Genomic DNA, 20,335 nt, shown 5'->3' with positions numbered 1-20,335 from the left:
TTAAGAAGTTTGCAGGATAACTAACTCAAATAAATTAAATATGAGATCGAAGTTCAAATGGATTTTTACGCTATTATTAGCGTTTTCAATGCAGTTTTCGTTCGCACAGGAGAAAACTGTTACAGGTGTTGTGTCTGATCAAACAGGACCTTTGCCTGGTGCTAGCGTAACTGTTAAGGGTACAACGCGTGGCACGCAGACGGATATTGATGGTAAATATTCCATCAAAGCAAGTACAGGGGAAGTTCTTGTATTTACTTATATAGGTTTTGCTGCAAAAGAGGCTACAATTGGCGCTTCTTCTGTTATTAATTCTTCATTAGTTGAAGGAGGAGTAGATATTGGGGAAGTTGTTGTAACAGGAGCCCTTAATATTAGAAAGTCTCAAAATGCAATTACTTCTGTTCAAGAGGTTGTAAAAGCTAGAGAGTTAACTCAAGCGGGTAACCCGAACGTTCTTCAAGGTTTAACAGGTAAAGTATCAGGTGTGCAAATTAACACTACTAATACTTCTGTTAATCCAACTTTGAGAATTGTTATTGGTGCTGCTAAGTCAATTACTGGTAATAATCAAGCTTTAGTGGTAATTGATGGGGCTATTTCTTCTGCTTCAATCTTATCATCTTTGCCTCCTGAGTCTATTGAGTCTATGAACATCTTAAAAGGTGCTCAAGGTGGGGCTCTTTATGGATCTGATGGTATCAATGGTGTGGTTATCGTAACAACAAAAAAAGGATCTAGATCAGGTAAAATGACTGTAAATGTTACTACCTCTTTAGATTTTACTGAGGTTGCTTACTTGCCAGAAAGACAAACAAGATATGGTCAAGGTTGGGATGGTCAACATTATTCTTATGAGAATGGTGCTTGGGGTCCTGAGTTTAATGGTTCTTTGCAACCAACAGGTTTGCCACAAGAAGATGGTAATTATTTAATGTTGCCTTACTCTTCAAGAGGAAGTGATAACATTAAAGATTTCTTTAAAACAGGAATGCTTTACCAAAATGGTGTGTCTTTATCATCAGGTGATGAGAATTCTCACTTGTTTTTCTCTGCAAATAACCTTAAAAATGACTTTATCATTGATGGTGATGAACTTAAAAGAAGTTCGTTTATCTTAAGAGCAGGTAAAAAAGCAGGTAAATGGACAGTTGATGGAAACGTTACTTATATCACTTCAAAAACTAAGCAAACTGATTCTGGTCTTTATTATAGCCTTTTGCAAACGCCAACAAATATTCCGTTGAATTTGTTTGCTAATGGAGGTAATGAGCACGGTTATTCTTACTATAACGCAAGCCCTTACTGGACTCGTGATAATCAAAGAGCAATGACAAATTCTGATGTTGTGGCTGCAATTGGAAGAGTTCAATATGATATCAATAAAAATATCAATGTTGCATACAATGCAAATGTTAACTTTATTCAAAATAGAAGTTTGTCATATACTAACGATTATGTAGATGTTTATCAACTTAGCGATAGTTCTATTATTTCTGCATTCGCAACTTCAAATAATACTTCTAGAAACTTTTATGGAGATTTATTCTTGAATTTTGATTATGATTTAACTGATGATCTTAATTTGAAAGTGAATTTAGGAAATAACATCCAAGATAGATTGACTACTCAAACTGCGGTTAGCGGTACTGGTTTGTCAGTTCCTGGTTTGTATAACATTAGCAACGTTTCAAGTGCAATTAATGGTTCTAATACGTACACTAGAACTCGTAAATATGCTTTCTTTGGTAACTTAGATTTGTCTTACAAAAATTATTTGTTTTTAAACGTTACAGGAAGACAAGAAACTGTTTCTTATTTGTCTAAAGATAATAATAGTTATTTCTATCCATCAGCAGGTTTGTCTTTCGTAGCTACAAATGCAATTGATGGATTAAAAGGTGATTTCTTATCTTATTTGAAAATAGCTGCTGCAGTTGTTAAAGTAGGTAATGCTGACGTTGCTGCTTATGCTGTTAATCGTGGTTATGTTCAAGCAACAGGTTTCCCATTTGATGGAATGAACTCTTATGTGCCAAACTTAGATCCGACAGTTCGTTATAACTCATTAACAGATCCAAACATCAGACCTGAGTTTTATTTGACTAAAGAGATTTCTGCTAGCTTAGGTTTCTTTGATAACAGAATTACAATTGATGCTTCATATAACAAAGCGAAAAATACTGACTTGATTACAAGCGTATCATCTTCTTATGCTTCTGGAAATCCAAACTTGTTTACAAATATTGGAGAAACTAGTTCAGAAAACTATATTCTTGATTTAGGATTTACTCCAATCAAAACTGAAGATTTTGTATGGAACTTAAAATTGAGCTATTCTCGTAGTAAAACTATGATTGAAAAAGTAACTGATTTCTCTGATTCTGTTTCAATCTACTCTCCTTATGGAACTTATGGTATTACTGCAACAAAAGGTGAAGAATATCCAATTATTACTGGTATTGGTTACTTGCGTGATGATGAAGGACGTGTAATTGTTGGTGCTGATGGTACTCCACAAAGAACAACTGCTCCAATTAAATTAGGTAAAACAACTCCTGATTATATCTTAGGATTAAATACTTCATTTGACTATAAAGGTTTGCGTCTTTCTGGAACTCTTGACTATAGAACAGGTCACCAATATTATTCAGGTACAAAATATACTTTGGCTCAATTTGGATACTTAACAGAAACTGCTGAAAACGGACGTAACGGATTTATTTTCCCTAACTCATCTGTTCAAACAGCTCCTGGAGTTTATACTGAGAATACTTCTGTTGTAACAGGTGGAACGTCTTATGCTTCTTACCAACAATACATTACAGGACAATACTCAACTTTAGATGAGAATTTTGTTTTAGATGCAACAGCATTTAGAGTTAGAGAGTTGGCATTAAGCTATGCTTTGCCTACTAAATTCTTGGATAGAACTGGTCTTGATTCAGTACGTTTTGGAGTTCAAGCTAGAAATCCTTTCACAACACTTCCAAAAGAGAACAGAGGATATGATGATCCAGAAAACTCTATCAATAATGGAAACGCTGTTGGTTTAGCAAGTGGAACAAGTCGTTCTGGAGGTAATGGTACAAACCAATATCCAAACACAAGAAGCTATGGTTTCAGTCTTAACTTAACATTTTAATTAAAAATTTATGAAAAAATATAAAATACATTTATGGTCATTAGTCCTAGTTTTAGGGTTAAGTTCTTGCGATGACTATATAGATATAAATGACAGTCCAAACAATCCAATTGCGGAGGCGGTTGCTCCTGAGCTTTCTCTTCCTGGTGCGTTAACGCAGCCATTTAGAGAGTTTGCAGTACGTCCAAACACACTTGGTAATTTATTTATGAATAACTGGGGAGGTAACGTAAACGCTTTTACAGGAATTTATGTTACTGAGTTTAACTTGGATATCAATAATACTTTCTATGCTAGAATCTGGGAGAATTTTTATATGTCAACTTTGACATATCAAGATATCATTGACTACCCAAGTGCTGATTATGACAATCATAAGGCTATCTCTAAAATCATGAAATCATTCTATTTTCAATATTTAGTTGATTTATATGGTGATATTCCTTATTCAGAAGCACATGATGTAACTAATCCTACGCCTAAGTATGATGACGATCAAGCTATCTACAGAGATTTAGTAATCCAATTAGAGGATGCAGTTGCATTGATTCAAAATGCTCCAGCTAACACTAAGGCTGTTGGAGGAGAAGATGTTATCTTTCAAGGTGATATGGATAACTGGATTAAACTTGCAAACACTATTAAAATGAGACTTTTGATTAGAGAGTCTGATTTAGGAGCAAGTTCTTCTTATGTAGCAAGCGAATTTCAAGAACTTGTTGCTGCAAATGCTGAGTTCATTACTGAAGACGTTGTAATTAATCCTGGATATTCTAACTCATCTAATGAGAGACAAAATCCTTTTTATGGTACTTACGGATTCCAAATTAATGAAACTACACCACGTAGTGGAAGAGAGTCTACTGTTGCAACGCAATTTGCAGTTGAATTTTTGAATGGAACAACTACTGGTGTTTTAGATACAAGACTTTCAAGAATCTATGGTTTAGCCGATGATGGTACTTATACAGGAGTAGTTCAAGGAGAGATTGGTGCTAATAGCCCTTCAGATTTATCTCAAATCGGACCTGGATTAATCAAAAATTCAGCACAAGATGGTTATATCTTTACTGCTGCAGAAAGTTACTTTTTGCAATCAGAAGCAGCACTTAAAAATTTATTACCAGGTGATGCTAAAGCTTTGTTTCAAAGTGGTATTGAGTCTTCTTATACTCTTTTAGGTTTAACAACTGCTCAATACAATACTTATATTGCTGCTAGTAATACTGTAAATAAAATTGGTTGGGATGGTTCTTCAAATAAAATTGAAGCGATCATGACTCAAAAATGGATTGCTTTAAATGGTATTAATGGTGTTGAATCATATATTGAATTCACACGTACTGGATTCCCAGTTGTTCCATTGGCAATTACAGCTTTGAAGCCTGCTAAACCAAGAAGACTTTTGTATCCAGCTTCAGAATATGTAGCTAACACAGCTAATGTTCCTAACCAAACTCAAGATGACGCTTTCACCACTAGTCCATTTTGGGGTAACTAAAAAAATAAATTATCATGAAAAAAATTAAATTATTTTTAGCATTGACACTCGGATCACTTATCAGCGTTTCTTGCGTTGTAGATGATAATGTCGAGCAAATAGGTGGAGGTTCATCTGTTTTAGTTGGATTTTCAGCTCCTACACTTGCTGCAAATTTCGTTACTGATGGAGAAGTAAAACCTTATTCTATTCCTGTTAACGTAATTGGCGGTAATCAAGGATTGCCATCTTCTGCAAATGTTACAGTAAATTGGGAATTAGCTTCTACAAGTACTGCAACAGCTGGAGTAGAGTTTGATTTTGTAAGTTCTGCTTCAAATGTAGTTATTCCTGCAGGATCACTTTCAACAGTTATTCCAATTACTGTAAATACTGATGCACTTGTTGTTGGTGATGACAAAACTGTCGTGATCAACTTGACATCTGTTGTTTCTGATAATGGTGTTGTTTTGGCAACAAACAGAAGCACGGTTACTTTAACATTAGTAGCTGCTTGTTTTTCTGATTTAGCTGGTCAATACTATTGGAATTATACTACAGGTCCAGCTTATTTCACTATATCTGAGCTTTCTCCTGGAGTTTATAGAGCTACACAATTTCCATTTTTCACAGCTATATATTGGTTTGAATTTTCTGATGTATGTGATAACTTAACTATGACTAATTGGCAATTTCAAGCGGCTAACCCGCTTTATGGAACTACTACAGCAATGCCAGTAGGTACTGTTCAGCCAAATGGTAACTTGTTGTTTACAGGAATCAATGTAACTGGAGTAGCTATTGTAGATAGGACTATAACTGCATTTAAAGTAAATTAATTTTATAAAAGAAACATAAAGCTTCCATGCTTTATGTTTCTTTAAAATTCAATTTATATTTAGAGTATAATCTAAAATTAAAAAAATGAAAAAAAATATATTGAAGCTTTTAAGTGTATTTACACTTATCGTAGGTTTTTCATCTTGTCAAGATGATGAAACTGATTATGTATCTGGTACGCAACCAATTGTTACCGCTGCGACTACTTCTTACACTGTTAATGAAGGTGATGTTGTAAGTGTAACTTTGACTTCTAATGTTGCGTCTTCTCGTCCAATGAATTTCAAATTGGATGTGGTTTCTGGTACAGCAGTTGATGTAGAGGATTTCGAAGTCAACGCCGCTGTTGCAGATTTCTCTAATGGTTGGGGAGATGATGGTTATTTTATCACTTTTCCAGCAAACACTACTTCTTACACTTTTACAATTACAACTCTTGCTGATGAAGAATTGGAAGATGTAGAAAATGTAAGAATTAGAATGTCAACTACTGCAACAATGATTGGTAAAGTTGATCCAGCTTCAGAGTTTATCGATATCAATATCAATAATGTTGCTTCTAACACATTAAACTTGACATTTGATTGGGATAAATCTTTTGATTATGCAGGAACTAACTATTCTCTTTGTGAAATTGAATATGATGTTGATATCCTTGTTCTTGATGCAGATTTTAATGATTTAGGAATTGCTGATGCTCAAACAGGTGACTGTCCTGAGCACCTTTCAATGAGCCTTGCTGATTATGAAGATGGAACTTATTATTTAGTTGGATATCTTTATGAAAATCAAGGTTTGGATGGATTAGGTTTAGCATCATTTGATATTCCAATGAATATCTCTTACAGTCGTGGTGGTTCATCTACTCTTAATGACGAAAACACTTTTGTAGCTCCATTCATGACATCTGATTCGGTAAATGATGATTTTGAAATTATAGCTTCTGTTGTTGTTGAAAATGGTATTTTTACTATTAAAAATGCAGATGACGTTACTATCGCTTCAGGTAAGCAAAGTAACATCAAACAAGCTTTTAAAAATAAAAGAAAATTGAAAAAATAATTTTCATTTGATTTTGAAAACCGCTCCTTGGAGCGGTTTTTTTATGCTTTTATTTTACTGAAAAAAAGTATCTTTGTCCAAACTGTTATAAAAATGATTAAGAAATTTTTGTTTTTACTTTTGCTGTGTCCAATGTTTTTGTTTGCGCAAAACAAGCGTCCGTTGAACGTTAAAAATAATACGCCTAAGGTTGAGCAAGAATCTGGACTTAAAATAGATACTATAGCAACCATTGATAAATACAAAATTATTACATTAAAAAACGACACAACCTTTGTCGATACGTCGCTAACAATTCAAAAGGAATACAAATTTAATTACCTTCGAAAAGACAATTTTGGATTACTTCCGTTTGCGAATGAAGGTTCTACTTACAATACATTACAATATAGTTTAAACAATATAAATCCGTTTCCAGAATTTGGATTCTCGGGCAAACACTTTAACTATATGCAAGTCGATGATATAAAATATTATAATGTAGCAACCCCAATGACTGAACTTTACTTTAAAACAGTTATGGAACAAGGCCAAATGATTGATGCATTTATTACGTTGAATACTTCAGAAAGACTTAATTTTGCAGTTGGTTACAGAGGTTTAAGGTCACTTGGTAAATATGTAAACCAGCTTTCAAGCAACGGAAATTTCAGATTTATTACAAGTTATAACACTAAAAATGAACGTTATTTTCTTAAAGCACATTTCACCGGGCAAGATTTGACCAACGGAGAAAATGGAGGAATTACAAATATTGAAGATTTTGAAGGGGACGATGATAATTTCAACGATAGACCAAGATTAGATGTGTATTCATTGGATGCATCGTCAATATTGAAGGGTAACAGATACTTTGTGGATCATTTCTTCAGAATTAACTCTGAAAAAGGAGCTAATAACCTGTTTGTTAATCATCAATTTAATTACGAAAATAAATTTTACGAATACAATCAACCCACGGTAACGACTTTCATATCAGATATCACATCTGACAGAACGATTTCAAGATTTGGAAATTCATATAACAGATCTAATATAAAAGACAAAACCCGCTACAATAGAATGTACAATAAAGTTGGTGCGACTTATGAAAACACCACTTTGGGCCAGTTTCAATTTTTTATAGAAGATTTTAGATATAATTATTTTTACAATAGAGTGATAATAAATCAAGGCCAGCCCATTAATTATTTATTGAGTGACAAATTTAATATCGTTGGAGGACAATATACGTACCAGAAAAACAATTGGAACGGACGTTTTCTATTTTCCAATTCCATCTCAAATCAAAAAATGTCAAATTTAGACGCGTCGGTAAATTACAAATTTGACGAAAAAAATAGTGTTAGCTTTAAATATCAGAATGTAAGCAAAGTTCCAGATCACATTTTTAATCTTTTCCAAAGCAGTTATGTGGATTACAATTGGTCAAACAATTTTAGCAATGAAAAGATAAATACCATTGAAGTTAACGCAAACACGCAGTGGGCGAGCGCGTCATTAAACATTTCGTCACTAAAAGATCACCTTTATTTTCAAGACATAAACACAAGTTATGACACTTTAACGGTGAAGCCGAATCAATATTCAGGAACTATAAATTATCTTTCTCTAAAGGTTTCAAAAGAATTCGAATTCAGAAAATGGGCTTTAGATAACACCGTTTTATATCAAAAAACAGATCAGGACGACGACATTTTAAATGTACCTCAATTTGTGACCAGAAACACGCTTTACTATTCAGATCATATTTTCAAAAAAGCGCTTTATTTCCAAACCGGATTTATTTTTAGCTATTTCACAGAATATTATGCCAACGATTACAACCCGGTTTTAGGCGAGTTCTTCGTTCAAAATCAAAGAAAAATTGGTGGATTTCCAACAGTCGATTTCTTCATAAACGCAAAAGTCAGAAACACCAGAATTTACTTAAAAGCAGAACATTTCAACTCCAGCTTCACCGGAAATGATTTCTATTCAGCTCCAAATTATCCTTACCGAGATTTCATCGTAAGATTTGGCTTAGTTTGGAATTTCTTCTCATAAGATATTTTGGGCGTGTCGCTGAAAAAGCGACCAGGCTTTCTGCTGCAAGTCCTCACAAAAAAGGATAATTTCTAAATTGAAAGAACGAGCTTCCTCCGGTCGCTGTTTTTCAATAAGAAATTTATCCTTTTTTTGTTCCGGGCTTTCCGCGACAATCCTTCACGCAAACCAACTTTGCGTTTAACCTTTGCAACTCTGCAACTTAAAAACTACCTTTGCAGTCAAAATTTACGAATTCTATAAAAATGAAATACGCAAAAAATATATTAGAAACCATCGGAAACACGCCTTTGGTAAAATTAAATAAAGTAACTCAAGAGGTTGATGCTTTGGTGTTGGCAAAAGTGGAAACTTTCAATCCGGGAAATTCCGTTAAAGACAGAATGGCCGTAAAAATGATTGAAGACGCCGAAGCTGACGGAAGATTAAAACCAGGCGGAACCATCATTGAAGGAACTTCAGGAAACACAGGAATGGGCTTGGCCCTTGGCGCGATCGTAAAAGGTTATAAATTAATCTGCGTTATTTCTGATAAACAATCAAAAGAAAAAGTGGATATTCTGCGCGCTGTTGGAGCAAAAGTTGTTGTTTGTCCAACAGATGTTGAGCCCACAGATCCGCGTTCTTATTATTCAGTTTCAAAAAGATTGGCGACTGAAATTCCAAATTCTTGGTACGTAAATCAATACGATAATCCTTCCAATTCAATTGCACATTATGAGCAAACCGGACCAGAAATTTGGGAACAAACAGAAGGAAAAATTACGCATTTTGTAGTCGGGGTAGGAACAGGCGGAACAATTTCGGGTGTTGCAAAATTTTTGAAAGAAAAAAATCCAAACATCAAAATCTGGGGAATTGATACGTATGGTTCGGTTTTCAAAAAATACCACGAAACCGGAATTTTTGATGAAAATGAAATCTATTCTTACATCACAGAAGGAATCGGGGAAGACATTCTTCCATTAAACGTTGACTTTTCTTTAATCGACGGATTCACAAAAGTAACCGATAAAGACGCTGCAGTTTACACCAGAAAAATCGCTTTAGAAGAAGGGATTTTTGTTGGAAATTCAGCCGGTTCAGCAATAAAAGGATTGTTGCAATTGAAAGAACATTTCAAGCCCGAAGACGTGGTTGTAGTTTTATTCCACGATTCAGGAAGCCGTTATGTTGGTAAAATGTTCAACGACGATTGGATGCGCGAAAGAGGTTTCCTTGATGAAGAAATTAAAAAAGCGGAAGACGTAATTAAAGATCATATCGACAAACCTTTGGTTGTTGTTAGAACTGAAGAATTGGTTTCGCACGCGATCGAAAGAATGCGCAAATATAAAATCTCTCAAATTCCGGTAATTGATATCAACGGATTTGTGGGTTCAGTTGACGAAACTGATTTGTTCCAAAGCTATGTTTCTGATAAGAATGTGGCCGAAAAACCAATCAAAGATATTATGGGAAAACCATATCCGATTGTAAAAGTCGGAACTTCAATCGAGGAAGTTTCAAAACTTTTCACAAAAGACAATCAAGCAGTTTTGGTTGATTTAGGAAATGGGAAACACCACATTATTACAAAATACGACATCATCGGTTCGATTAAATAATTATAAATTGTAGAAACAACAGATTTGCTTGCTGAAAGAATTGAATCAGCAATTGCTGTTGCAGATCAAAATAATTGGGATTTGCTGAAATCTAAAAAATATTTAAAATGAAAGAAGGAAAAAATAATCTTTCAGAATTCATTTTAAAAGTATTGAAACGCTCAAAAACCATCATCTGAAAGATTAATTCAAAGCAAAACCGAAAAAGACCATTCTAGGGTTATAATGCGTGAAGGAAAAGGAATTGCCATAAAAGCATCCGAACTAAAAAAAGTATAGACTTTTAAATAAAAACAGAAAGCCTGACAATTTATTTTGTCAGGCTTTTCTATTTTCTAAACTTAAAACTATTCTCCAATCAAAACTCCAGAAACATTCCAAAAACTAAAGCTTCCGCCTTCAGGTTCTCCTTGCGGAATGGTTACAGAAATCGTATGTTTTCCAGCTTTCAAATCACCCAAATAAATATAATTTGGATTTGTCGCCATTCCCGGACACCAATTTGATCGGCTATAATCTGAAGAAGATAATCCGTTAGTGAAGTTTCCAGATGCTGGATTATACAAGCGATACGAACCGCAATCTGTTCGCCAAGGCACAAAACTGAAAGCTTCTTTTCCGTCTAAAATAATTGTGTTCTTTTTTGGTAAAAATTCATCGCCATTTTCCCAGCCTCCGTGACCGGTTGTGATGTATCGCAACTTGGCATTTTTTACGTCTTTATCTAAATTGAAAGTAACTTCCAACCCTTTTTCAGAATTAAAAAGTGTGGCATAATCTTGTCCGGCCATTTCCATCACATTGGTGGAATTGAAAATTGGCAACGCAATTTTGCTTTTTGCTTCTTGTTTTTCTTCTTTGTGAATCGTCAAATTTAAGCTGATTTTGTGTCCGCCTTTATCATAATTTCCTATGAAAGTTCCGATGTAAACTTCTTGATTGTCTAAAGCCGGAACCAGTTCAGAAATTTCCTGGCGATACGACACGCTTTCCTGCCAAGTTTTGTCTTTTAGCTCTAAATAATTATATTGCTTGATTCCAAAAGGCGTAAAAAAGCGCATCAACTCAATCAACGGCGAGTAATTTTCAGTGCGAACCATTCCCAAATAGGATTTCCCGTTTCCATTTTCATACGCCGGCAATTCCTTAATTCCTTTTTGCAATCCATCTAAAAACGAAATTTTTCTATCCATCGGAATCAGAAAAACCGAACCCGTTCTATCATAAGCATCGCCATTTGATTGTTCTGTCAAGTCAACATAAATCTGGCTTCCTGCCGAAATTCTTGGGATTTTTACTTTTTTGACTATTATTGTTCCATTTCCAAACCTGAAAATGCTGTCGTTTGATTTGGATTGATCCGAGAAATTAATGATTTCATTTTCAAAAATCTTGATTGTTGTAAACCTTGATTTCCAAAGCAAATCTCTGTAAGTCAGTAAATCAATAGTTTTTAGATTTGATTTTGGTAAAGAAATGTTCTCAGGAATCACTTTCAATTTTTCAATCTTAGAAGCCGAAATCACAAAGTTATTGTTGCGATTCATTTCTAGAACCAAACCTAAATTCTGGCCTAAAACTGTCGGAGCTCCTTTAATTTTCAAATCATTTGTGTACCAAATTTCAATAGTATTCGAATTGATAATCGTCTTTGCTTTCTTGCATTTGTAACCTAAAATTATTTTTGTTTCATTTAAAAACTCGAAATTTTGTTTGGCAATCGAAGTACTATCCGAAGTGAAAATTTCATTTTTTATAGCAAGTTTTGCTGACTGAATATAGTTAGTAGATTTTCTGTCAACGATTGACTTTTCAAATGGCAAATTAGATTTTCCAGCAATGATATCTTGTGTAGAAATCACTGTTTGAGAATTGTCAGCAAATACAATAATTGGATCTTGGCCTTCAATTAACTTTCCATTTGAACTTTTTAAGTAAGTAATTTTTAAAGCTTTCGGATTTTTTTGTGCAAAAGATAACGTGCTAAAAGCCAATAAAATAAGGAAAAATAAATATTTCATTTTTGAAATGTAAGTTGTTTTACAAATATAAGCGCTTCGTTATTGAAAATTTATTACATTTAAAAAATCTTTCGAGATATAAGCCAAAATTAATTTTAAACTCCAAACCAAATGAAAGAAGATTTTCTGCATCATATCTGGCAATTCAAAAAGTTTGATTTTTCAAATTTAGAAACTGCTCAAGCTGAAAAATTGACGATTCTCAATTCAGGTCAATACTTGCAAAAAGCGGGACCAGATTTTTTCAATTCACAAATTATTATCGGAAACCAAAAATGGGCTGGAAATGTCGAAATACATTTAAAGTCCTCTGATTGGTATGTTCATCACCACGAAAATGACACAAATTATGAAAACGTAATTCTGCATGTAGTTTGGGAACACGATACCGAGGTTTTTAGAAAAGACAATTCTGAGATTCCTGTTTTGGAATTAAAAAAATATGTTTCAAAGAAAACTTTGGAGAATTATATGGATTTGACTTCGTCGAAAACTTGGATTTTTTGCGAAAGAGAAATTTCAAATGTCAATGATTTTGTGTTCAAGAATTGGCAGGAAAAATTATTCTTTGAAAGATTAGAAAGAAAGTCATTTCCAATTCAAAAAATTTTGAAAGAAACAGAAAATGATTGGGAAGCCACATTATTTTGTGCTATCGCAAAAAGCTTCGGACTGAATACAAATGGAGAGATTTTCATGAGAATCGCACAATCCGTTCCGTTTTCAATTATCAGGAAAGAAAGTTTTGAAGTTGAAAATCTCGAAGCTTTATTTTTTGGAAGAACCGGATTGCTGGACTTTGAAAGCGAAGATTTGTACTTCAAAGATTTAAAATTTCGATATAATTATGCGTTTACAAAATATCAATTGCAGAAAGTTTATATAGATCCGATTCAGTTTTTCAAACATCGGCCAGATAATTTCCCCACGATTCGATTGTCACAATTGGCAAATTTGTATCATTCGCGGTTGAATTTATTTTCAAGCGTAATTCATGCAGAATCGCTTCCGGAATATTATAAAATCTTTAAAATTGAGGTTTCTGACTATTGGAAAATGCATTATCAGTTTGATAAAATTTCTCCAAAGAAAAGAAAATCTTTGACGACTTCATTTGTGGACTTGCTATTGATCAACACGATTATTCCGCTGAAATTCGCCTACGAAAAATCACAAGGAAAAGACATTTCTGAAGAATTGATAGACTTATTAGAAAGTATTCAGTCAGAAAAAAATGTCATCATCGAAAAGTTTTCCAACTTCGGAATCCAATCAAAAAATGCGTATGAATCGCAATCTTTACTTCAGTTAAAGAATGAATATTGCAATCACAAGCGTTGTATGGAGTGCGCAGTTGGATTAGAGTTGATGAAAAGTTAGATTTTTTTATGCATTTCCAAATTCAATTTGCTAATTTTGAATAATTATAAAAACAAATGATCACCAAAGTCAGACATTTTTTTGAAAAACACGGTTTTGAAGTCTCTTCAAGATTGGCTGATCGTTTGGGAATGCGAGCTTCAAGCGTTCGTCTGTTTTTTATTTATATTTCCTTCTTCACGGTAGGACTCTGGTTTGGAGTCTATCTAACGCTGGCTTTTCTTGTCAGGCTAAAAGACTTGGTTTACACTAAACGAAGTTCTGTTTTCGATTTATAATTCTACCACCAAAATGAAAATTTCCCCGCCAAATAAAATATATAAATTATGTCAAAAAACGACTTTTTTAAGTTTACGGCTACACAGCGCGCCGGAATTTTTTTACTGCTTCTTATTATAGTAGGAATTCAGATTGCGTATTATTTTCGAGAAGTGAAATTCGAAGAAGATAAATCTTTGGAGAAGCAGGAATGGCTTTCGTTGCAATCCCAAATTGATACCGCAAAAGTGGAAAAGGCGAATTACAAGCAAACGATTTATCCGTTTAATCCAAATTTTATCACTGACTTTAAAGGTTATAAACTCGGAATGTCAACGGCTGAAATTGACCGGCTTTTAGAATTTAGAAAGAAAAATCTATATGTGAATTCTGCGGAAGAATTTCAAGCGCTGACCAACGTTTCAGATTCTTTGTTGGCGACAATGGCTCCTTATTTCAAATTTCCAGATTGGGTAAAAAATAAAAAACAATCAAAAAGTTTTGAAAATTATCCAAATCAGGCTTACGCCAAAAAAGAAAAAATCCAAATCATCGATATAAATCTCGCTTCACAGGAAGATTTGATCAAGGTTTATGGAATTGGTCAGGGTTTGTCTGAAAGAATTTTGAAACAAAAAGACATGCTCGGTGGTTTTATAAGTATGGAACAGATGAACGATGTTTGGGGTTTGTCGCCAGAAGTTATTGAAAAATTGAATGCGCAGTTTAAAGTAGGAGTGATTCCAAATGTCAAGAAAGTTAAAATTAATGATGCTTCCGCCAAAGAATTACAACTTTTTCCTTACTTCAGATATCCGTTAAATAAAGAAATTGTAACGTATCGAAGTATGAATAACGGAATTAAAAATGCAGATGATTTAATCAAAATAAAAGGATTTCCAATTGATAAGGTTAAGATTATAGATAAGTATTTGGAATATTGAGCATTCAGTAGAAATGATAATTCTCAAATTGAAAACAACTTTTTCAAGCATTAATTCTTAAATAAGATGTAAATGATTTGTTAAATTGCGGATTTGATAAAAAATATTATTTTTTCTGTTGATAATAAAAAAATAATTGCCTTATATTTGAATTTCTAAAAAAAATAAGATATAAAACACCATTGTCATACCTATGAATTCAAATTATTTTACTGAAGAACACGAACTGTTTAGAAAGAGTCTGCAAGATTTTTTGCAAAAAGAAGTAGTTCCGCACATTGAAAAATGGGAAAAAACCGGAACAATTGAACGTTTCATTTGGAAGAAATTTGGAGAAATGGGCTTCTTCGGAATCAATTATCCAGAAGCTTACGGTGGCATGAATTTGGATTTGTTTTACACGGTTGTATTTTTAGAAGAACTTCAAAAAATTAAATCTTCTGGTTTTGCGGCTGCAATGTGGGCGCACGCATATTTGGCGCAAACTCACTTGAACGCTGAAGGTGACGAAAGAATCAAGCAAGAATATTTGGCGCCAAGTATTTTGGGTGAAAAAATTGGAGCACTTTGTATTACAGAGCCTTTTGGAGGAAGCGACGTTGCGGGAATGCGCACAACTGCGGTAAAAAAAGGAGATAAATTTGTAATCAACGGTTCAAAAACGTTTATCACAAATGGAGTTTACGCTGACTATTATGTAGTTGCTGCGAAAACTGATCCAGAATCTGGTAATAAAGGAATCAGTATGTTTTTAGTAGATGCAAATCAAAAAGGAATTGCGGCTACAAAATTAGATAAATTAGGGTGGAGAGCTTCTGATACAGCTGAAATTGCATTTGACAATGTTGAAATTCCTGCGGAAAATTTGATGGGCGAAGAAGGAAAAGGCTTTCCATATATTATGCAACATTTTGCTTTGGAGCGATTAATTATGGCAATCAATGCACACGCCAGAGCAGAATATGCAATTGAATACACAATCGGATATATGTCAGAACGCGAGGCTTTTGGTAAAACTATCGATAAATTTCAAGCATTGCGTCATACAATTGTTGAACATGCTACTGATGTTGAACATTGCAAAATATTCAATTACGCGGCAGTTGCAAGATTAAACCAAAAAGAATATGTGGTGAAAGAGGCGACAATGGCTAAATTAAAATCTACAAAAGTGGCTGACGAAACTATATATAGCTGTCTGCAAATGTTAGGCGGTTATGGATATATGGAAGAATATCCTTTGGCGCGTTTGTTGAGAGACAGCCGTTTGGGCCCAATTGGTGGTGGAACTTCTGAAATCTTGAAAGAAATTTTGTCAAAAATGATTATTGACAAGGAAAATTATAAACCAGCGGTAAAATAATTTGCAATTCATAATCCATATTTCATAAATAATTTATACTTTTGCACCCTTAACGAGAGGAGGTGTCAATATTATGTTAATTATACCAATTAAAGACGGAGAAAATATCGATAGAGCATTAAAGCGCTATAAGAGAAAATTTGATAAAACAGGAACTGTTCGTCAGTTGCGTGCACGTCAAGCTTTCATCAAGCCTTCTGTAATCAAAAGAGCACAGATTCAAAAAGCTGGTTACATCCAGAACATGAGAGACCAATTAGAGAATTAATAAAATAATTTTCTTGGACATACTACCGTTAGCGATTAAAGTTTTATAACTTTGATGCTAACGGTTTTTTTTATGCAAAAAAATAAGGATTCATATAAGGATTATCTTGAAAAGGAGAAAAAGTATTCCGTGCATACGGTGACGGCATATTATAATGACGTGTCTGACTTTGAAATTTTTGTAAATGACCAGTTTGATGGGAGTAATTTGGAAGAAGTGAATTATAGTCAAATTAGAACTTGGATCGTATCTTTAGTGGATGCAGGAATCTCAAATGCTTCAGTGAATCGAAAAATTTCTTCTTTAAAATCTTTTTATAAATTTCTTCTTAAAATAAAACAAATCGAGGCGAGTCCATTGCTTAAACACAAAGCTCTAAAAACTCCAAAAAAATTGCAAATTCCTTTTTCTGAAAAAGAATTAGATGCTGTTTTAAATCATCTAAGTTATCCGGAAGGTTTTGAAGGAATTCGTGACAAGTTAATTATTGATCTTTTTTACACAACCGGAATCCGTAGAACGGAATTGATTCACTTAAAAAATTCAAATGTAGATTGGTCAAAAGGCACTTTGAAGGTTTTGGGTAAGAGAAATAAGGAAAGAATTCTTCCGATTTTGCCAATAATTCAAAATCAATTCAAAATTTATTTTTCGGAACGAAATAGTTTACAGCAGATTAAGGATAGTGAGTATTTTTTTCTTTCTTTAAAAGGAGTTAAATTAAATGATTCTTTTGTTTATAGATTAATAAATATGTACTTTAGTAATGTCTCTGAGAAGGTAAAAAAGAGTCCGCATATTTTAAGACACACATTTGCGACTCATATGCTGAACAACGGGGCAGATTTAAATTCAGTTAAGGAATTATTAGGACATTCTAGCCTGGCATCTACGCAAATTTATACGCACAGCAGTTTAGCAGAGCTAAAAAAAGTTTACGGAAATGCACATCCGAGGAATCAGAAATAATTCAAAGTTCAATCCTATAAAAATTTTATTATGAAGGTAAACGTGCAAGCAGTTAACTTTAATGTTGACGCCAAACTGGTAGGGTTCATTCAAGAGAGAATGGATAAATTGGAAAAATATTACGACAAAGTAGTTTCGGCAGATGTTTTTTTGAAAGTTGAAAAGACGAGTGATAAAGAAAATAAGATTGCAGAGATAAAAATTCACGTTCCGGGAGACGAATTTATTGTTAAAAAACAATGCAAAACTTTTGAGGAAGGTGTAGATTTGTGTGGAGAATCGCTTGAAAGAGTCTTGCTAAAAAGGAAAGAAAAAATCAGAACCCATATATAATATAAATTTTTTTTCAAAAATATTTTGATTAAGAAACAAAAAGATATACATTTGCAGTCCGTTAGAAATAGCGGACTTTTTTTATTGTAATTGCCGGTGTAGCTCAGTTGGCTAGAGCAGCTGATTTGTAATCAGCAGGTCGTGGGTTCGAGTCCCTCTATCGGCTCAGTTCTTTTAAAAGATTGAAAATAAAATGGTCAGGGGAGATACTCAAGCGGCCAACGAGGGCAGACTGTAAATCTGCTGTGAAAACTTCGCAGGTTCGAATCCTGCTCTCCCCACAAAAGATTTGTGAAATAAGATTTTGATTTAAATCTTAAATCTAAAAATCATAAATCCTTTAAACAGGATTCCCTGCCGGTGTAGCTCAGGGGTAGAGTGCTTCCTTGGTAAGGAAGAGGTCACGGGTTCAATTCCCGTCATTGGCTCAGTAAAGCAAGAATTTGAACACTAATATATAACTAAGATTAAAAATTAAGTAAAATGGCAAAGGAGAATTTTAATCGTTCCAAACCGCACTTAAACATAGGTACAATTGGACACGTGGATCACGGAAAAACTACATTGACTGCAGCAATCTCTAAAGTATTGACTGAAGCAGGTTTTTCTAAAAATGCAGCTAAATCTTTCGATCAGATTGATAACGCTCCAGAAGAAAAAGAAAGAGGTATTACAATTAATACATCACACGTTGAGTATGAAACTGCTAACCGTCACTACGCTCACGTTGACTGTCCTGGTCACGCGGATTACGTAAAGAACATGGTTACTGGTGCTGCTCAAATGGACGGTGCTATCTTGGTAGTTGCTGCTACAGACGGACCAATGCCACAAACACGTGAGCACATCCTTTTAGGTCGCCAGGTAGGTATTCCTAGAATGGTTGTTTTCATGAACAAAGTGGATATGGTTGATGATGCTGAGCTTTTAGAGCTAGTTGAAATGGAAATCAGAGACTTATTGTCTTTCTATGAATATGATGGAGATAATGGACCGGTAGTTCAAGGATCTGCTTTAGGTGGATTGAATGGAGATGCTACATGGGTACCAAAAATTCTTGAATTGATGGAAGCTGTTGATAACTGGATCGAAGAGCCAGTTCGTGATACTGCAAAACCTTTCTTGATGCCAGTTGAAGATGTATTTACAATTACAGGTCGTGGAACTGTTGCTACAGGTCGTATCGAAACTGGTATTGCTAATACAGGTGATGCTGTTGAAATCATTGGTATGGGAGCTGATAAATTGACTTCTACTATTACAGGAGTTGAGATGTTCCGTAAAATCCTTGATAGAGGTGAAGCTGGAGATAACGTAGGTTTATTGTTAAGAGGTATTGATAAAGAATCTATCAAAAGAGGAATGGTTATCATTAAGCCAGGATCAGTAAAACCACACGCTAAATTCAAAGCAGAGGTTTATATCTTGAAAAAAGAAGAAGGTGGTCGTCACACACCATTCCATAATAACTACCGTCCACAGTTCTACGTACGTACAACTGACGTAACTGGAGTTATTAATCTTCCTGCAGGAGTAGAGATGGTTATGCCAGGGGACAACTTAACAATTGATGTTACTTTGTTAAGCCCAATCGCTATGACAGTTGGTTTACGTTTCGCTATCCGTGAAGGTGGTAGAACAGTAGGTGCAGGTCAGGTGACTGAAATCGTAGAATAATTTCTATAAATATTTTATAAAGCCAGTGTCGTTTTTGGCGACACTGGTTTTTAATAAACGGGCGTAGTTCAAGGGTAGAATAGCGGTCTCCAAAACCGTTGATGGGGGTTCGAATCCCTCCGCCCGTGCAAAAACAAATTACAATGGCAAAAGTTGTTAATTACATATCTGAAGCATTCGGAGAATTAAAAAATAATGTTACCTGGCCAGAATGGGCAGAAGTACAGCGTCTGACAATTGTTGTCGCTGTTTTTTCTGTATTATTCGCTTTGGCTACTTGGGGAGTTGACGTTTTATTCGCAAAAGCATTAGCTGGTTTCTTTAATTTGATAAAAGGTTAAATAAAAGATGGCAGATAATAATGTGAAAAAGTGGTATGTTGTCAGAGCTGTAAGCGGACAAGAAAATAAAGTTAAAGCTTACATCGAAACTGAGATCAACAGATTGGGAATGGCTGATTATATTTCTCAAGTTCTTGTTCCTACTGAAAAAGTAGTTACGGTAAAGGACGGAAAGAAAATCAGCAAAGACAAAGTTTACTTTCCTGGTTATGTAATGATCGAAGCAAATCTTGTCGGCGAAATACCTCATATTATTAAGTCTATAACTAGCGTTATCGGTTTTCTAGGTGAAGTAAAAGGCGGAGATCCTGTGCCATTAAGACTTTCTGAAGTAAACAGAATGTTAGGTAAGGTAGATGAGCTTGCTGTGAAAACTGACAATCATCATGCAATTCCGTTCACTCTTGGTGAAACAATTAAGGTTATCGATGGGCCTTTCAATGGTTTCAATGGAACTGTTGAAAAAATCAACGAAGAAAAGCGTAAGCTTGAGGTAATGGTTAAAATCTTCGGAAGAAAAACACCATTAGAATTGAGTTTTATGCAAGTTGAAAAAGTATAATTTTTGTTACACATATAATTAAACCGCACATCCATCGCT

The 20,335-nt window shown here is 34.3% G+C and carries 17 protein-coding genes and 4 tRNA genes; 20 read left to right on the top strand and 1 reads right to left on the bottom strand.

The genetic code is table 11. The annotated features are described in order from the left end of the window. Window positions 1-40: 40 nt before the first annotated feature. The 6 genes from ACFPVY_RS09315 to ACFPVY_RS09290 all read left to right on the top strand — a co-directional run bounded on the left by ACFPVY_RS09315 (window position 41) and on the right by ACFPVY_RS09290 (window position 10,180). The gene (locus ACFPVY_RS09315) at window positions 41-3,145 is read left to right on the top strand and encodes a SusC/RagA family TonB-linked outer membrane protein (RefSeq protein ID WP_379791706.1); all 3,105 of its coding nucleotides are present in this window, start codon (window positions 41-43) and stop codon (window positions 3,143-3,145) included. Between the two features lie 10 nt (window positions 3,146-3,155). After that, window positions 3,156-4,646 (top strand): SusD/RagB family nutrient-binding outer membrane lipoprotein, encoded by a 1,491-nt coding sequence (locus ACFPVY_RS09310; protein ID WP_379791704.1) that lies wholly within the window; start codon window positions 3,156-3,158, stop codon window positions 4,644-4,646. 14 nt (window positions 4,647-4,660) lie between these two features. Next, window positions 4,661-5,464 carry a hypothetical protein gene (locus tag ACFPVY_RS09305; RefSeq protein ID WP_379791703.1) on the top strand — a complete coding sequence of 268 codons (804 nt, stop codon included), beginning with the start codon at window positions 4,661-4,663 and terminating at the stop codon, window positions 5,462-5,464. A gap of 85 nt (window positions 5,465-5,549) precedes the next feature. Beyond that, on the top strand, window positions 5,550-6,527 hold the full coding sequence (locus ACFPVY_RS09300; protein ID WP_379791702.1) for a hypothetical protein: 978 nt from the start codon (window positions 5,550-5,552) through the stop codon (window positions 6,525-6,527). Between the two features lie 93 nt (window positions 6,528-6,620). Beyond that, window positions 6,621-8,573, top strand: a complete 1,953-nt coding sequence (locus ACFPVY_RS09295) for a putative porin (RefSeq protein WP_379791701.1) — start codon at window positions 6,621-6,623, stop codon at window positions 8,571-8,573. Between the two features lie 245 nt (window positions 8,574-8,818). Beyond that, the gene (locus tag ACFPVY_RS09290; protein ID WP_379791699.1) at window positions 8,819-10,180 is read left to right on the top strand and encodes a pyridoxal-phosphate dependent enzyme; all 1,362 of its coding nucleotides are present in this window, start codon (window positions 8,819-8,821) and stop codon (window positions 10,178-10,180) included. A 347-nt stretch (window positions 10,181-10,527) separates the two neighbouring features. On the opposite strand, the gene ACFPVY_RS09285 is transcribed toward ACFPVY_RS09290, so the two are convergent. Then, window positions 10,528-12,201 (bottom strand): GLPGLI family protein, encoded by a 1,674-nt coding sequence (locus tag ACFPVY_RS09285; protein WP_379791698.1) that lies wholly within the window; start codon window positions 12,199-12,201, stop codon window positions 10,528-10,530. 111 nt (window positions 12,202-12,312) lie between these two features. Between ACFPVY_RS09285 and ACFPVY_RS09280 the strand changes: the two genes are divergently transcribed. The 14 genes from ACFPVY_RS09280 (at window position 12,313) to nusG (ending at window position 20,296) form a co-directional block, all read left to right on the top strand. Then, the gene (locus tag ACFPVY_RS09280) at window positions 12,313-13,581 is read left to right on the top strand and encodes a DUF2851 family protein (protein ID WP_379791697.1); all 1,269 of its coding nucleotides are present in this window, start codon (window positions 12,313-12,315) and stop codon (window positions 13,579-13,581) included. 56 nt (window positions 13,582-13,637) lie between these two features. Next, window positions 13,638-13,859, top strand: coding sequence for a PspC domain-containing protein (locus tag ACFPVY_RS09275; protein WP_379791696.1), 222 nt, complete (start codon window positions 13,638-13,640; stop codon window positions 13,857-13,859). 48 nt (window positions 13,860-13,907) lie between these two features. Beyond that, entirely contained in the window at window positions 13,908-14,783 is an 876-nt protein-coding gene (locus tag ACFPVY_RS09270) for a ComEA family DNA-binding protein (protein ID WP_379791695.1), read from the top strand. 193 nt (window positions 14,784-14,976) lie between these two features. Continuing rightward, window positions 14,977-16,146, top strand: coding sequence for an acyl-CoA dehydrogenase family protein (locus tag ACFPVY_RS09265; protein WP_379791694.1), 1,170 nt, complete (start codon window positions 14,977-14,979; stop codon window positions 16,144-16,146). Between the two features lie 73 nt (window positions 16,147-16,219). After that, window positions 16,220-16,414: a 30S ribosomal protein S21 gene (rpsU, locus tag ACFPVY_RS09260; protein WP_296148638.1), complete on the top strand. Its 195-nt coding sequence runs from the start codon at window positions 16,220-16,222 to the stop codon at window positions 16,412-16,414. A gap of 72 nt (window positions 16,415-16,486) precedes the next feature. Next, window positions 16,487-17,383 carry a tyrosine-type recombinase/integrase gene (locus ACFPVY_RS09255; RefSeq protein ID WP_379791693.1) on the top strand — a complete coding sequence of 299 codons (897 nt, stop codon included), beginning with the start codon at window positions 16,487-16,489 and terminating at the stop codon, window positions 17,381-17,383. Window positions 17,384-17,413: 30 nt separating this feature from the next. Beyond that, window positions 17,414-17,716, top strand: coding sequence for a ribosome hibernation-promoting factor, HPF/YfiA family (hpf, locus tag ACFPVY_RS09250; RefSeq protein ID WP_379791692.1), 303 nt, complete (start codon window positions 17,414-17,416; stop codon window positions 17,714-17,716). 92 nt (window positions 17,717-17,808) lie between these two features. Continuing rightward, window positions 17,809-17,882, top strand: a tRNA-Thr gene (locus ACFPVY_RS09245). A gap of 34 nt (window positions 17,883-17,916) precedes the next feature. Further along, window positions 17,917-17,997 (top strand) — tRNA-Tyr (locus ACFPVY_RS09240). 75 nt (window positions 17,998-18,072) lie between these two features. Continuing rightward, window positions 18,073-18,144, top strand: a tRNA-Thr gene (locus ACFPVY_RS09235). 55 nt (window positions 18,145-18,199) lie between these two features. Then, on the top strand, window positions 18,200-19,393 hold the full coding sequence (gene tuf / locus ACFPVY_RS09230; protein ID WP_379791691.1) for an elongation factor Tu: 1,194 nt from the start codon (window positions 18,200-18,202) through the stop codon (window positions 19,391-19,393). A gap of 57 nt (window positions 19,394-19,450) precedes the next feature. After that, a tRNA-Trp gene (locus ACFPVY_RS09225) sits at window positions 19,451-19,521 on the top strand. A gap of 15 nt (window positions 19,522-19,536) precedes the next feature. After that, entirely contained in the window at window positions 19,537-19,734 is a 198-nt protein-coding gene (gene secE, locus ACFPVY_RS09220) for a preprotein translocase subunit SecE (RefSeq protein WP_379791689.1), read from the top strand. A 7-nt stretch (window positions 19,735-19,741) separates the two neighbouring features. After that, entirely contained in the window at window positions 19,742-20,296 is a 555-nt protein-coding gene (gene nusG / locus ACFPVY_RS09215; RefSeq protein ID WP_296148654.1) for a transcription termination/antitermination protein NusG, read from the top strand. Window positions 20,297-20,335: the final 39 nt, after the last annotated feature.

Source organism: Flavobacterium qiangtangense (genome assembly GCF_042658345.1).
Classification (GTDB): Bacteria; Bacteroidota; Bacteroidia; order Flavobacteriales; family Flavobacteriaceae; genus Flavobacterium; species Flavobacterium qiangtangense.
Note: the sequence above shows the minus strand (reverse complement) of the source record. Positions and strands in the feature narration are given on the sequence as shown.

What these genes read in the sequence shown, in the direction of transcription:
- ACFPVY_RS09265 (WP_379791694.1), top strand. Translation starts at nt 14,977, where the DNA reads ATGAATTCAAATTATTTTACTGAAGAACACGAACTGTTTAGAAAGAGT.
- hpf (WP_379791692.1), top strand. Translation starts at nt 17,414, where the DNA reads ATGAAGGTAAACGTGCAAGCAGTTAACTTTAATGTTGACGCCAAACTG.
- tuf (WP_379791691.1), top strand. Translation starts at nt 18,200, where the DNA reads ATGGCAAAGGAGAATTTTAATCGTTCCAAACCGCACTTAAACATAGGT.
- ACFPVY_RS09280 (WP_379791697.1), top strand. Translation starts at nt 12,313, where the DNA reads ATGAAAGAAGATTTTCTGCATCATATCTGGCAATTCAAAAAGTTTGAT.
- ACFPVY_RS09255 (WP_379791693.1), top strand. Translation starts at nt 16,487, where the DNA reads ATGCAAAAAAATAAGGATTCATATAAGGATTATCTTGAAAAGGAGAAA.
- ACFPVY_RS09295 (WP_379791701.1), top strand. Translation starts at nt 6,621, where the DNA reads ATGATTAAGAAATTTTTGTTTTTACTTTTGCTGTGTCCAATGTTTTTG.
- secE (WP_379791689.1), top strand. Translation starts at nt 19,537, where the DNA reads ATGGCAAAAGTTGTTAATTACATATCTGAAGCATTCGGAGAATTAAAA.
- ACFPVY_RS09275 (WP_379791696.1), top strand. Translation starts at nt 13,638, where the DNA reads ATGATCACCAAAGTCAGACATTTTTTTGAAAAACACGGTTTTGAAGTC.
- ACFPVY_RS09300 (WP_379791702.1), top strand. Translation starts at nt 5,550, where the DNA reads ATGAAAAAAAATATATTGAAGCTTTTAAGTGTATTTACACTTATCGTA.
- ACFPVY_RS09310 (WP_379791704.1), top strand. Translation starts at nt 3,156, where the DNA reads ATGAAAAAATATAAAATACATTTATGGTCATTAGTCCTAGTTTTAGGG.
- ACFPVY_RS09290 (WP_379791699.1), top strand. Translation starts at nt 8,819, where the DNA reads ATGAAATACGCAAAAAATATATTAGAAACCATCGGAAACACGCCTTTG.
- ACFPVY_RS09285 (WP_379791698.1), bottom strand. Translation starts at nt 12,201, where the DNA reads ATGAAATATTTATTTTTCCTTATTTTATTGGCTTTTAGCACGTTATCT.
- ACFPVY_RS09305 (WP_379791703.1), top strand. Translation starts at nt 4,661, where the DNA reads ATGAAAAAAATTAAATTATTTTTAGCATTGACACTCGGATCACTTATC.
- nusG (WP_296148654.1), top strand. Translation starts at nt 19,742, where the DNA reads ATGGCAGATAATAATGTGAAAAAGTGGTATGTTGTCAGAGCTGTAAGC.
- rpsU (WP_296148638.1), top strand. Translation starts at nt 16,220, where the DNA reads ATGTTAATTATACCAATTAAAGACGGAGAAAATATCGATAGAGCATTA.
- ACFPVY_RS09270 (WP_379791695.1), top strand. Translation starts at nt 13,908, where the DNA reads ATGTCAAAAAACGACTTTTTTAAGTTTACGGCTACACAGCGCGCCGGA.
- ACFPVY_RS09315 (WP_379791706.1), top strand. Translation starts at nt 41, where the DNA reads ATGAGATCGAAGTTCAAATGGATTTTTACGCTATTATTAGCGTTTTCA.